The 13,324-nt window shown below is 69.0% G+C and carries 11 protein-coding genes; 5 read left to right on the top strand and 6 right to left on the bottom strand.

Going from position 1 to position 13,324, the window contains the following annotated elements:
* Window positions 1–174: 174 nt before the first annotated feature.
* Both DY245_RS23630 and clpB read right to left on the bottom strand, forming a co-directional pair.
* Window positions 175–711, bottom strand: a complete 537-nt coding sequence (locus DY245_RS23630; protein WP_128509240.1) for a YbjN domain-containing protein — start codon at window positions 709–711, stop codon at window positions 175–177.
* A 122-nt stretch (window positions 712–833) separates the two neighbouring features.
* Window positions 834–3,464: an ATP-dependent chaperone ClpB gene (gene clpB / locus DY245_RS23625; protein WP_128509243.1), complete on the bottom strand. Its 2,631-nt coding sequence runs from the start codon at window positions 3,462–3,464 to the stop codon at window positions 834–836.
* 190 nt (window positions 3,465–3,654) lie between these two features.
* Between clpB and DY245_RS23620 the strand changes: the two genes are divergently transcribed.
* The 3 genes from DY245_RS23620 to DY245_RS23605 all read left to right on the top strand — a co-directional run bounded on the left by DY245_RS23620 (window position 3,655) and on the right by DY245_RS23605 (window position 5,512).
* Window positions 3,655–4,236, top strand: coding sequence for a Uma2 family endonuclease (locus DY245_RS23620; RefSeq protein WP_181923833.1), 582 nt, complete (start codon window positions 3,655–3,657; stop codon window positions 4,234–4,236).
* 55 nt (window positions 4,237–4,291) lie between these two features.
* The gene (locus DY245_RS23615; protein ID WP_128509239.1) at window positions 4,292–4,696 is read left to right on the top strand and encodes a pyridoxamine 5'-phosphate oxidase family protein; all 405 of its coding nucleotides are present in this window, start codon (window positions 4,292–4,294) and stop codon (window positions 4,694–4,696) included.
* A 411-nt stretch (window positions 4,697–5,107) separates the two neighbouring features.
* Complete coding sequence (locus DY245_RS23605; protein WP_128509238.1) at window positions 5,108–5,512, top strand: hypothetical protein; 405 nt, start codon at window positions 5,108–5,110, stop codon at window positions 5,510–5,512.
* Between the two features lie 105 nt (window positions 5,513–5,617).
* Here DY245_RS23605 and DY245_RS23600 read toward each other — a convergent pair whose 3' ends face one another.
* The 4 genes from DY245_RS23600 to dnaK are packed head-to-tail and all read right to left on the bottom strand — an operon-like array spanning window position 5,618 to window position 9,793.
* Entirely contained in the window at window positions 5,618–6,070 is a 453-nt protein-coding gene (locus DY245_RS23600; protein WP_128509237.1) for a heat shock protein transcriptional repressor HspR, read from the bottom strand.
* 1 nt (window position 6,071) lies between these two features.
* Window positions 6,072–7,241, bottom strand: a complete 1,170-nt coding sequence (gene dnaJ / locus DY245_RS23595; protein ID WP_128509236.1) for a molecular chaperone DnaJ — start codon at window positions 7,239–7,241, stop codon at window positions 6,072–6,074.
* Window positions 7,242–7,286: 45 nt separating this feature from the next.
* Complete coding sequence (gene grpE, locus DY245_RS23590; protein WP_128509235.1) at window positions 7,287–7,940, bottom strand: nucleotide exchange factor GrpE; 654 nt, start codon at window positions 7,938–7,940, stop codon at window positions 7,287–7,289.
* Window positions 7,937–9,793, bottom strand: a complete 1,857-nt coding sequence (gene dnaK, locus DY245_RS23585; protein WP_128509234.1) for a molecular chaperone DnaK — start codon at window positions 9,791–9,793, stop codon at window positions 7,937–7,939. The genes grpE and dnaK overlap by 4 nt, the downstream gene beginning before the upstream one ends.
* A 288-nt stretch (window positions 9,794–10,081) precedes the next feature.
* On the opposite strand from dnaK, the gene DY245_RS23580 reads away from it, so the two are divergent.
* The gene (locus DY245_RS23580) at window positions 10,082–12,349 is read left to right on the top strand and encodes a (Fe-S)-binding protein (RefSeq protein WP_128509233.1); all 2,268 of its coding nucleotides are present in this window, start codon (window positions 10,082–10,084) and stop codon (window positions 12,347–12,349) included.
* 75 nt (window positions 12,350–12,424) lie between these two features.
* Window positions 12,425–13,324: FG-GAP repeat domain-containing protein (locus DY245_RS23575; protein WP_147318365.1), on the top strand; the 900-nt coding region annotated here is incomplete at its 3' end.

The raw sequence follows: 13,324 nt of genomic DNA, 5'->3' as shown, positions 1-13,324 counted from the left end.
AACCCGCAAGGCCCTCACCCGTTCAAGATCCCTCAGCCGAGACCTGCATCACCCGTCCACAACCTTCCGAGACAGAACACCTAAGGCCATCCGAAACCCCTGGTCAGACAGACGCGGGCCCCCGGAGCCGATCGCTCCGAGGGCCCGTGCAGCCGGGTGGGGGGTGTACGGGGCTCAGGCCTCGTCGTCACCCGGCTTCTCGTCGGAGTCGCCTTCGATCTCGGCTTCCAGGCCGAGCTGCTCGACGATCCACTTGTCGAATTCGATCGAGGCGCGGACCCAGCTGACCGTGCTCGACACAAAGTGTTCGAGCGAGACGCCGGTGCCGATCAGCATCGATGCCTCACCGATCAGACGGACCGTGCCGTCGTCATGGGTGTGGGTGTAGGCCTTGGGCCACAGCGTCCGGCGGTTCCAGTCGTCGATCGCCTCCAGCAGCTTCGACTTTTCGTCGATGCCGTGGGGGCGGTCATAGAACGTACGGACGGAGAAGATCTGCTGCTCCTCCTCGCCCCGGAACATGAAGTACGTGCGGAACTGCTCCCACGGGGCGGCGAGGTCACCCTCCTCGTCGACGACGTACTTCAGCTCCATCTGGTCGAGGAGCTGCTTGACCAGGTCCTGGTCGGGCACGACGGGACCATCAGGCCCCGACGGCTGCGGTTCGGGCTGGCCCCCGAAATTCGGAATCGAGGACGGGTCGATGCTCACCGTGGAATTCCCTTCGTATGGTCCCTGCCATCCTCCCCCACATCCGCCCCTTCCTGGCAAGCCCGGACGGGCCGGGCGGGCCAGGAGGGTGCGGAGGGGCAGGTCAGGAAGGTGCCAGCATGTCAGCCCGCGACCCGTCCGGCCGACTCCACCGACAGCCGGTCGCCGTCCACGTCCACCCGAACGGTGTCACCGTCCACCACCTCGCCCGCCAGGATGGCGCGGGCCAGCTGGTCACCGATGGCCGTCTGGACCAGGCGGCGCAGCGGCCGGGCGCCGTAGGACATGTCCGGCGCGGGGGCGTCGATGACCGGTTCCTGGCCGAGCCAGGCCAGCCAGTTCAGGGCGCGGTCGGTGACGTCCAGCGTCAGCCGGCGGTCGGTGAGACGGCGCTGCAGCTGGTCGAGCTGGATCCGGGCGATCCGCTGCAGCTGGTCGGTGCCGAGCGGGTGGAAGACCACCACGTCGTCGAGCCGGTTGAGGAACTCGGGACGGAAGGACGCGCGGACCGTCTCCAGCACCTTCTCCGTCTTCTGGTCCTCCTTGAGCAGCGGGTCCATCAGGAAGTTGGAGCCGAGGTTGGAGGTCAGGATGAGGATGGTGTTGCGGAAGTCGACCGTGCGGCCCTGGCCGTCCGTGAGGCGCCCGTCGTCCAGGACCTGGAGCAGGATGTCAAAGACCTCGGTGTGCGCCTTCTCCACCTCGTCGAGAAGGATCACGCTGTACGGGCGGCGGCGGACCGCCTCGGTCAGCTGGCCGCCCTCCTCGTAGCCGACATAACCGGGCGGCGCGCCGACCAGCCGGGCGACGCTGTGCTTCTCGCCGTACTCCGACATGTCGATACGGACCATCGCCCGCTCGTCGTCGAAGAGGAAGTCCGCGAGCGCCTTGGCCAGCTCGGTCTTGCCGACACCGGTCGGGCCGAGGAAGAGGAACGATCCGGTGGGGCGGTCCGGGTCGGCGATACCGGCCCGGGTACGGCGCACCGCATCCGAGACCGCACGTACGGCCTCGGCCTGGCCGATCAGCCGCTTGCCGATCTCCTCCTCCATCCGCAGCAGCTTCTGGGTCTCGCCCTCCAGCAGCCGCCCGGCCGGGATGCCGGTCCAGGAGCCGACCACATCCGCGATGTCGTCCGGGCCGACCTCCTCCTTGACCATGGACTCCTTGGACGCCTCCTGCTCGGCCTCGGCGGCGGCCGCCTCCTCCAGCTCGTGCTCCACGCCCGGAATCTCGCCGTAGAGCAGCTTGGAGGCGGTGTCGAAGTCGCCGTCGCGCTGGGCGCGCTCGGCCTGGCCGCGCAGCTCGTCGAGCTTCTCCTTGAGCGCACCGACGCGGTTGAGGCTCTGCTTCTCCTTCTCCCAGCGGGCGGTCAGACCGCGCAGCTCCTCCTCCTTGTCGGCGAGGTCCTTGCGCAGCCGCTCCAGCCGCTGGACGGAGCCGGCGTCGGTCTCGTTCTTGAGCGCCAGCTCCTCCATCTTGAGGCGGTCGACGGCGCGCTGGAGCTCGTCGATCTCGACCGGGGAGGAGTCGATCTCCATCCGCAGCCGGGACGCGGCCTCGTCGACGAGGTCGATGGCCTTGTCGGGCAGGAAGCGGGAGGTGATGTAGCGGTCGGAGAGGGTTGCCGCGGCCACCAGCGCGGAGTCCGCGATCTGCACCTTGTGGTGGGCCTCGTAGCGGCCCTTGAGGCCGCGCAGGATGGCCACCGTGTCCTCGACGGTCGGCTCGGCGACCAGCACCTGCTGGAAGCGCCGCTCCAGCGCCGGGTCCTTCTCGATCCGCTCGCGGTACTCGTCGAGCGTCGTCGCGCCGACCATCCGCAGCTCACCGCGGGCCAGCATCGGCTTGAGCATATTGCCGGCGTCCATCGAGGAGTCGCCGCCGGCGCCCGCGCCCACGACGGTGTGCAGCTCGTCGATGAAGGTGATGATCTGGCCCTCGCTGGACTTGATCTCCGCCAGGACGGTCTTCAGCCGCTCCTCGAACTCACCGCGGTACTTCGCGCCCGCGACCATCGCACCCAGGTCGAGCGCGACCAGCCGCTTGTTGCGCAGCGACTCGGGCACATCGCCCTTGACGATCCGCTGCGCCAGCCCCTCGACGACGGCGGTCTTGCCGACGCCGGGCTCACCGATCAGCACCGGGTTGTTCTTCGTACGGCGGGAGAGCACCTGCACCACCCGCCGGATCTCGTGGTCCCGGCCGATGACCGGGTCGAGCTTGCCCTCCCGGGCGGCCGCCGTGAAGTCCGTACCGAACTTCTCCAGCGCCTTGTACGTGCCCTCCGGGTCGGCGTTGGTCACCCGCTGCCCGCCGCGGCTCGCCTCGAACGCGGCCAGCAGCTTCTTGGCGGAGGCACCCTGCTGCTCCAGCAGCTCGCCGGTGCGCCCGCCCTTGGCGGCGATGCCGATGAGCAGGTGTTCGGTGGAGACATATGCGTCGCCGAGCTCCTTGGCGCGCTGGGTGGCGTCCGCGATGGCGGAGAGCAGATCGCGGTCGGGCTGCGGCGGCGCGACGGTCGAGCCCTGCACACTGGGCAGCGCGGCGAGCTGGCGCTCGGCCCCGTTGCGCAGCACGGCGGCGTCCGCCTCGACGGCGGCCAGCAGGTCCATGATGTTCTCGTTGTCCTGCCCGGCCAGCAGGGCGAGCAGAAGGTGCGCGGACGTCATGTCCGCATGCCCGGCGGTGACCGCCCGCTCATTGGCGGCGCTCAGCGCCTCGCGGCTCTTGTTGGTCAGCTCGGCGTCCACGGCCTCGTGATCCTCCTTGTGCTCGTCCTCGGCAATCTTGTGCCCCGTCTGGCAAATCCTGCTCATGCCAACGTGCGATAAGTTGAGTCTATTCCACTCAAGGTCGCACGTACGGGTGAACGGTGCCGAACGCGCCTTCGCCGTCGGCATCACCCGGTAACACTGGCCTCCGACCACAAGGAGGTGCAGCATGACGGCTATGGCACACGAGCCCATGCCCACGCAGGAAGACATCCTCCTGGAAGGCTTTCTGGCCCTGGAGACGCCGACAGGCTTCCGGGCCGAGCTCATCGAGGGGGAGATTGTTGTGACACCGCCGACGGACGGTGACCACGAGGACTACCTGAGCATCATCGGCAGGCAGGTGAACCGAGCGTCCGCGACCGACATGCAGGTCTCGGGCCACAAAGGACTCCTCCTTCCCGGTGCAGATGACCAACCCGCAGATCACGTGATCCCCGATGCCACCATCGCCCCCCTCGCGCGGCGTCTCTTCCGGGGCGCGGCTCCCTGGATGCCCAGCGACGGCGTCTCCATGGTCGTCGAGGTGACATCGACCCAGCCCCGTAACGACCGCGAGGGCAAGCGGCGCGCCTACGCCCGTGCCGCCATCCCGCTCTACCTGCTCGTCGACCGCGACAAGTCCACGGTGACACTGTTCACCGAGCCGAAGGACGGGGACTACCGCGAGGCCCACTGCTTGCCCTTCGGCAAACCCATCCCCCTGCCCGCCCCCTTCTCCTTCGACCTCGAAACCGCCGACTTCCTCTGACCCCTGGGGCTGGCCCCTGGGGCTGGCCCCTGAGGCGCCAACTACCCTGACCCTCATGGCCCACGACCTCAGCGCCCTCAGCCCGGAGTACCTCGCCTTCTGGGGCGAGTATCTGATGCCGACGCTCACCACGCTGCGTACGGACGGGACGCCGCATGTCGTTCCCGTAGGCGTCACCTACGACGCCGGGCAGCGGATCGCGCGGATCATCACCCGCAAGGACAGCACCAAGGTCAAGAACGTCCTCGCCGCCGGGGCGGACGGTGCCACCGTCGCCGTGTGCCAGGTCGACAAGGGGCGCTGGGCGACGCTGGAGGGCATCGCGCGGGTGCGTACGGACGCGGAGTCGGTGGCCGATGCGGTCGGCCGGTACGCCGAGCGGTACGGCCGTACGCCGGCGCCCAACCCTGATCGGGTCATGATCGAGATCTCCGTGACCAAGGCGATGGGGCGGGCCTGAGAGCCCGCTCCCGCACCCCTCGCACACCCCCGGGTCCGCACCTGGCCGAAAACGGACGCCCCTCATTCGCGATACACCATCCAACTGGTACTCAGGTACGACGGGAACCGAACAGCTCCGCGCATCGACGAGCGGCTTCGACCCCCATCCCGTGCAAAAGACGGCAGCTGGAGGCCGCATGGCGTCGGCAGTACGCATCGTGACGACCGTTCCGCGCCGTCCACACCCCACCCGGTCATGCCCGCACGCCGAGCTCTGCCCGCGCTGCGGCGGCCAACTCGCCGTCAACCAGGACGGCTGGAAGATCTGCCACGCCTGCGGTTACGCCTCGCCGCCCGGCACCGCCCCTCCACCGCGGGCCTCGCTCGGGGGTATCGTCGCCCCCACAGTCGCCACGCCCCGGAGGGCACGATGAACTCGGTCCGAGTCACGGCGATCGCCTGCCTGATGCCGCTGTCCGAGCTGGACGAGGATCCGTTCCTGGTCGATGACCGCAGCCAGCACGACATGTGCAAACAGTGGGCGGCAGCCCGTGACTACCACCTGACCTGCCAGCTCAGCCTGCACCAGCTGCGCGCCGACCACAGCGCGCTGTGGAGTGACGTGGAAGAGGGCCTGGTCGATGTGTTCGTGACGCCCAACCGCCGGGCACTGGAGAACGCCATCGACGGGGCCGATGAATTCACCGCCCGGTGCGCGGCCGCCGGCATCCGGCTGGAGACCGCCGACCTCGACGAGCCCGTCTACACGCTGGCGATGAAGTCGCATGTCCACCGGCGGCTGTCGATGCCCACGGCCGGCTACAACGGCTGCTGAGCGGCCCGAGGCACCCACCGGACGGCCGCAGGGCCGGACATGCGAAAGGGCCGGGTTTCCCCGGCCCTTCGCCACATCACGTGCCAGGCGCGCCCGCACCGGCCATTATTCGGGCCGCTTGGGCCGCCACACCACCAGCGCGCTGGTCTGCTGGACATCCTGATACGGCACCAGATCGCGCCGATAGGAGGCGTGCACCGCCGCCTCCCGCTGCTGCATCGCGCTGGCCGCGCCCTCCAGGGCGCCCTGGAGCTCGGCGACCCGCTGCTGCAGGGCCGCGACCTGGTTCTCCAGCTCGATGATGCGCTTGATGCCGGCAAGGTTGATGCCCTCGTCCTGGGACAACTGCTGCACCGTACGCAGGAGTTCGATGTCCCGGGCCGAATAGCGGCGGCCCCGCCCGGCCGTGCGGTCGGGCGAGACCAGTCCCAGCCGGTCGTACTGCCGAAGGGTCTGCGGATGCAGGCCGGAGAGCTGGGCCGCGACGGAGATGACGTACACCGGCGACTCTTCAGTCAGTTCATACGGGTTACGACGCTGCCCGCCCCGGCTGTCCATCTCAAGCTCCCTTCGCGGCCTGGAACAGCTCCGCCCGCGGGTCCTGACCCGCGGTCGCCTCGCGATAGGACTCCAGCGCTTCCTTCGCCTTGTCGCCGAGGTCCTTGGGAACAGCCACCTCTATGGTGACCAGCAGATCACCCCGGGTGCCGTCCTTACGGGCCGCGCCCTTGCCACGGGCCCGCATCGTGCGTCCGTTGGGGGTACCGGCCGGCAGCTTCAGCGTCACCGGCGGGCCGCCCAGCGTCGGCACCTTGATGTCACCGCCGAGCGCGGCCTCCGGGAAGGTGACCGGCACCGTGACGGTGAGGTTGTCGCCCTTGCGGCCGAAGACCGGGTGGGCACCGACATGCACCACGACATACAGATCGCCGGCCGGACCGCCCTGCTCGCCCGGAGCGCCCTTGCCGCGCAGCCGGATGCGCTGCCCGTCAGAGACGCCCGCGGGGATACGGACCTGCATCGTGCGGGCGCTCGTCGCGCGCCCGCTGCCCTTGCAGACCTCACAGGGGTCCTGGGCGATCAGGCCCCGGCCCTTGCAGTCGGCGCACGGGTCGGTGAGCGAGAAGCCGCCGCCCGCGCCCCGGCTGACCTGGCCGGTGCCGACACACGTCGGGCAGACCCGAGGCGTACCGTTTTTGTCACCGGTGCCCGAACACGCTTTGCACGGCGCCTGACTGGACATCCGCAACGGGACCGTGGCCCCGTCCACCGCCTCGGTGAAGCTGAGCGTCACCTCGGACTCGATGTCCTGGCCGCGGCGCGGATGGGTACGGGTACCGGCCCCGCCGCGGTTGAACAGGCCGCCGAAGACGTCCCCGAGCCCGCCGCCGAAGCCTCCGCCACCCTGACCCTGCGAGCCCCCGAAGAGGTCGCCCAGGTCGAAGTTGAAGGAGCCGCCGGCCCCGCCCGGCCCCGGCCGGTAGCCGCCGTTGCCGAACAGCGCCCGCGCCTCGTCGTACTCCTTGCGGCGCTTGCTGTCGCCCAGGACGTCATTCGCCTCGGAGATCTCCTTGAAGCGCTCCTCGGCCTTGGCGTCGCCCTTGTTGGCGTCCGGGTGGTTCTCGCGGGCGAGCTTGCGGTACGCCTTCTTGATCTCCGCCTCGGTGGCGTCCTTCGGGACGCCGAGGACCTTGTAGTAGTCCTTCTCCACGAAGTCCTTGGTGCTCATCCCCGACGTCCCTCCTTCCGCGCGGTTTTCGTTTTTGTCCTCACGTCAGCCCTCGTCCGGGCCACCGCTCTCCTCGTCCGAAGCCTTGGTGTCCTCGTCGGAGGCTGACTTGGCGCCCTGCGCGCCCGGCTGCGGCTCGGCGACGGCGACCCGCGCGGGGCGGATCGTTCGCTCACCGATGCGATACCCGGGCTGCAGGATCGCCACGCACGTCGTCTCGGTGACGTCCGGTGCGTACGAGTGCATCAGCGCCTCGTGGATCGTCGGGTCGAAGGGCTCGCCCTCCTTGCCGAACTGCTGCAGACCCAGCTTGGCGACCACGGTTTCCAGCGATTCGGCCACCGACTTGAAGCCGCCGACCAGTTCGCCGTGCTCGCGGGCGCGGCCGATGTCGTCGAGGGTGGGAAGGAGCTCGGACAGGAGATTCGCCGCGGCGATCTCCTTGACCGTGACCCGGTCCCGCTCCACCCGACGGCGGTAGTTCTGGTACTCCGCCTGGAGCCGCTGAAGGTCCGCGGTGCGCTCGTTGAGCGCGGTACGCACCTGGTCCAGCTGAGCCTGGAGCGCTACGTCCTTTACGTCCCCGGCCGGGGCCGAGCCCGCCTTGTCGGCGGACTCGGCCTCCTGCGCCGCGTCTTCGGAAGCGGCGTCAGAGGGGACGTCAGGCTTCTCGTCGAAGCCCGGGGTCTCCTCCGTCACGCGGCACCATCCTTCTTCGGCTTCTCGTCGTCGACGATCTCGGCGTCCACGACATCGTCGGCAGCGTCGGCCTTGGCCTGCTCACCGGCACCGGCAGCGCCCTCGGCGCCGCCCGCGGCCTGGGCGTCGGCGTACATGGCCTGGCCCAGCTTCTGGGAGACGGCCGCGACCTTCTCGGTGGCGGTGCGGATCTCGGCCGTGTCCTCGCCCTTGAGCTTCTCCTTCAGCTCAGTGACGGCTTCCTCGACCTCGGTCTTGACCTCACCGGGGACCTTGTCCTCGTTGTCCTTGAGGAACTTCTCGGTCTGGTAGACGAGCTGCTCACCCTGGTTGCGGGCCTCGGCGGCCTCGCGGCGCTTGGTGTCCTCGTCCGCGTACTGCTCGGCCTCCTGGCGCATCCGGTCGACCTCGTCCTTCGGCAGCGAGGAGCCGCCGGTGACGGTCATCTTCTGCTCCTTGCCCGTGCCCAGGTCCTTCGCGGTCACGTGCATGATGCCGTTGGCGTCGATGTCGAAGGAGACCTCGATCTGCGGGACGCCACGCGGGGCCGGCGGCAGACCGGTCAGCTCGAACATCCCGAGCTTCTTGTTGTACGCCGCGATCTCGCGCTCGCCCTGGTAGACCTGGATCTGCACGGACGGCTGGTTGTCCTCGGCCGTCGTGAAGATCTCGGAGCGCTTGGTCGGGATCGTGGTGTTGCGCTCGATGAGCTTGGTCATGATGCCGCCCTTGGTCTCGATACCGAGGGACAGCGGGGTGACGTCCAGCAGGAGGACGTCCTTGACCTCACCCTTGAGCACACCGGCCTGGAGGGTGGCACCGATGGCGACGACCTCGTCCGGGTTGACGCCCTTGTTGGCGTCCTTGCCGCCGGTCAGCTCCTTGACGAGCTCGGCGACGGCCGGCATACGGGTCGAGCCACCGACCAGGACCACGTGGTCGATCTCGGACAGCGCGATACCGGCGTCCTTGATGACGTTGTGGAACGGGGTCTTGCAGCGGTCGAGAAGGTCCGCGGTCAGCTGCTGGAACTGCGAGCGGGTGAGCTTCTCGTCCAGGTGCAGCGGGCCCTCGGCCGAGGCGGTGATGTAGGGAAGGTTGATCGACGTCTCCGTGGAGGACGACAGCTCGATCTTCGCCTTCTCAGCGGCCTCGCGCAGACGCTGGAGCGCCATCTTGTCCTTGGACAGGTCGACGCCGTGGCCGTTCTGGAACTGCTTGACCAGGTAGTCGACGACGCGCTGGTCCCAGTCGTCACCACCGAGGTGGTTGTCACCGTTGGTGGCCTTCACCTCGACGACGCCGTCGCCGATCTCCAGCAGCGAGACGTCGAAGGTGCCGCCACCGAGGTCGAAGACCAGAATGGTCTGGTCATCCTTCTCCAGGCCGTAGGCCAGGGCGGCCGCGGTGGGCTCGTTGACGATGCGCAGGACGTTGAGGCCCGCGATCTCACCGGCCTCCTTGGTGGCCTGGCGCTCGGAGTCGTTGAAGTAGGCCGGAACGGTGATGACCGCGTCGACAACCTTCTCGCCCAGATACGCCTCGGCATCCCGCTTGAGCTTCTGCAGGATGAAGGCGCTCATCTGCTGCGGGTTGAAGTCCTTGCCGTCGATGCCGATCTTCCAGTCGGTGCCCATGTGGCGCTTGACCGACCGGATGGTCCTGTCGACGTTGGTGACCGCCTGGCGCTTCGCGACCTCGCCGACCAACACCTCGCCGTTCTTGGCGAAGGCGACAACGGACGGCGTGGTCCTGGCGCCCTCGGCGTTGGTGATGACGGTGGGCTCACCGCCTTCGAGAACACTGACGACGGAGTTCGTCGTGCCCAGGTCGATGCCGACCGCACGTGCCATTTCAATTCCTCCAGCTGACTTGAGTGGAACAGGCTCAAGAGTGCAACACCGAGGAAAACCTGTCAACAGAGCTGAGTCGGTGCCACTCAACTTTTATGTCGCCCTTACCGTCACCCGGCCGCCACCGAAGACGTCAGGGGTGCGCGCAGGGTTGCCTTCGCGACGCAGATCACCGGCCGGGCGGCTTCATGGCACCGAGGAGAATGGGTAACCTCAGCCGCAGACCAAAAAAGTTACTGCTTAGTAGTTCCCCACCGTTTCCGCTCTCGCAGGTACGAGGAGCCTCCCATGCAACTCGCCGCGATCATCGTGTCGCTGGTGCTCATCGCGGTCGCCGTGGCGCTGTTCGGCCGCGCCCTCCTGCAGATCTACCGCCACATGCGACTGGGCCAGCCGGTGCCCGCAGGCACCCGGACCGACGCTCCCGCCCAGCGGACCGTCACGGTGGCCAAGGAGTTCCTCGGCCACACCCGGATGAACCGCTGGGGCGTCGTCGGCGTGGCGCACTGGTTCGTGGCGGTGGGCTTCTTCTCCCTGCTGCTGACGATCGTCAACGCCATCGGCCAGCTCTTCCAGGCCGACTGGCTGATCCCGGTCATCGGCGACTGGCTGCCGTGGGAGATGTACGTCGAGGCGATGGGCACGATGACGACCGTGGGCATCATCGCCCTGATCGTCATCCGGCAGCTGAGCCGCCCCGGCGGCGCGGGCCGCAAGTCCCGCTTCGCGGGCTCCAACACCGGCCAGGCGTACTTCGTCGAGACCGTCATCCTCATCGTCGGCATCTGCATCGTCACGCTGCACGCCCTGGAGGGCGCTCAGCACGGCGTCGACCACTACGAGCCCGCGTTCTTCGTCTCGTACCCCCTGGTCGCGGCCTTCAAGGGCATGAGCCTGGGCACCCTGCAGAACCTGACCTACCTCTTCGCGGGCATCAAGATCGCGACGTCCTTCATCTGGATGATCACGGTCTCGCTCAAGACCGACATGGGTGTGGCCTGGCACCGCTTCCTCGCCTTCCCCAACATCTGGTTCAAGCGCGAGGCGGACGGCGGTGTGGCGCTGGGCGCACTGCAGCCGATGACCAGCCAGGGCAAGCCGATCGACTTCGAGGACCCGGGCGAGGACGACCAGTTCGGTGTCTCCCAGGTCGAGCACTTCTCCTGGAAGGGCCTGCTCGACTTCTCCACCTGCACCGAGTGCGGCCGCTGCCAGTCGCAGTGCCCCGCCTGGAACACCGGCAAGCCGCTGTCGCCCAAGCTGCTGATCATGGCGCTGCGCGACCACGCGCACGCCAAGGCGCCGTACCTGCTCGCGGGTGGCGGCAAGGACGCCGAGGGCGCGGAGAAGGCGACCGCCGAGCAGCTCGCCGACGTCCCGGCGGCCGCGCTGGCCGAGGCCGAGCGCCCGCTGATCGGCACCCTCGAAGCGAACGGCGTCATCGACCCCGACGTCCTGTGGTCCTGCACCACCTGCGGCGCCTGTGTCGAGCAGTGCCCGGTCGACATCGAGCACGTCGACCACATCGTCGACATGCGCCGCTACCAGGTCATGATCGAGTCCTCGTTCCCGTCCGAGGCGGGCACGATGCTCAAGAACCTGGAGAAGAAGGGCAACCCCTGGGGCCTCGCCAAGAAGCAGCGCCTGGCGTGGACCAAGGAGGTCGACTTCGAGATCCCGGTCGTCGGCAAGGACATCGAGGACCTCACCGAGGTCGACTACCTCTACTGGGTCGGCTGCGCCGGCGCCCTGGAGGACCGCGCCAAGAAGACCACCAAGGCCTTCGCGGAGCTGCTGCACATCGCCGGCGTCAAGTTCGCGATCATGGGCGGCGACGAGGCGTGCACCGGTGACTCGGCCCGCCGTCTGGGCAACGAGTTCCTCTTCCAGCAGCTCGGCCAGCAGAACGTCGAGATGCTGAACATGGCCTTCGGCGAGGACAGCGACGACGAGTCCACCAAGAAGCCGAAGTCCAAGAAGAAGATCGTCGCCACCTGCCCGCACTGCTTCAACACGATCGCGAACGAGTACCCCCAGCTGGGCGGCGAGTTCGAGGTCATCCACCACACGCAGCTGCTGCAGCACCTCATCGACGAGGACAAGCTCATCCCCGTCACCCCGGTCGAGGGTCTGATCACCTACCACGACCCCTGCTACCTGGGCCGCCACAACAAGGTCTACACACCGCCGCGCGAGATCATCGCCAAGGTGCCGGGCCTGCGGAACGAGGAGATGCACCGCCACAAGGAGCGCGGCTTCTGCTGTGGCGCCGGCGGTGCCCGTATGTGGATGGAAGAGCGCATCGGCAAGCGCATCAACAACGAGCGTGTCGACGAGGCCCTGTCGCTCAACCCGGACATCGTCTCGACCGCCTGCCCGTTCTGCCTCGTCATGCTGACGGACTCCGTCAACGGCAAGAAGAACGACGGCAAGGCGAAGGAGTCCATCCAGGTCGTCGACGTGGCCCAGCTGCTGCTGGACTCCGTCCGGTCCCCCGTCGACCCGGCGGGCGACGAGGAGCCGGAGGACGCCCCGGAGCCCGAGCCGGTGAAGTAGCGGCGCCCGCAGGCGCGTTGGCCGACGGCCGGTCCCCTTGTTGTACGGGGGCCGGCCGTCGGCTTATGTGGAGGCATGCGAAGAAGGATCGTCACGGCGGCAGGGCTCGGGCTCGCCCTCCTCCTCACCTCCTGCGGCCTGCTCTCCCCCTCCGACGAGGCCGGCCCCGGCCCCCGCCGCGGCCGCGCCTCCTCGCTCCCCTCCGCGCGCCCCGTCCCCGTCGGCCAAGGCAGCAGGGCCGCCGGCGACTTCAACGGCGACGGCCACCCCGATCTCGTTCTGGACAGCCTGCTCGCCCCCGCCGGCGGCCATGACGACGACCCGGGCATCGGCATCGTCTACGGCTCCGCGCACGGACTCGACCCGGCCACCCGGGAGTTGCTCACCCCGGCCCGTAACGCCGCCCCCACCGGCAAGGCCGTCCCCGCGGCCTTCGACGCCGAGACCAGCTGCGACCTCGACCGGGACGGCTTCACCGACCTCGTGGTCACCACCGACCCGCCGTACGACGGCGTCGGCCGCCCGCCCGTCCCCGTACAGCTCCTCTTCGGCTCGCCCAAGGGCCTCGGCCCCGCCCGCGCCGTCACGCTCCGGATCCCCGACCGGGCCAGAATCGGCAACGAGTGGCCCGACCAGCCGGTCTGCGGCGACTTCGACGGCGACGGCGCGGCCGACCTGGCCGTCACCGCCTCCGGCCCGCGGATCAGCTATCTGCACGGCCCGTTCACCCGCGGCGGCGCGCCAAAGGCGGCCGCCGCCCCGGTCGCCGTCCCCGGCACCGCCCTGGCCACCACCACGCCCCTCTCCCCACCGCTCGACATCGACCACGACGGCGCCGACGACCTCCTCGTACGCTCCGCCGACCCCGGCCGCCGCGCCCGCAGCCGGCTCGCCCTCGGCGGCCCCCAGGGACCGACCCGGGCGGGCGCCGCCGCCTACCCGCCCGGCTACGCCGTCGCCTTCGGCCGCTTCGCC

Origin of the sequence: Streptomyces inhibens (genome assembly GCF_003389455.1) — a bacterium.
In the GTDB taxonomy this organism is placed as follows: domain Bacteria; phylum Actinomycetota; class Actinomycetes; order Streptomycetales; family Streptomycetaceae; genus Streptomyces; species Streptomyces inhibens.
Note: the sequence above shows the minus strand (reverse complement) of the source record. Positions and strands in the feature narration are given on the sequence as shown.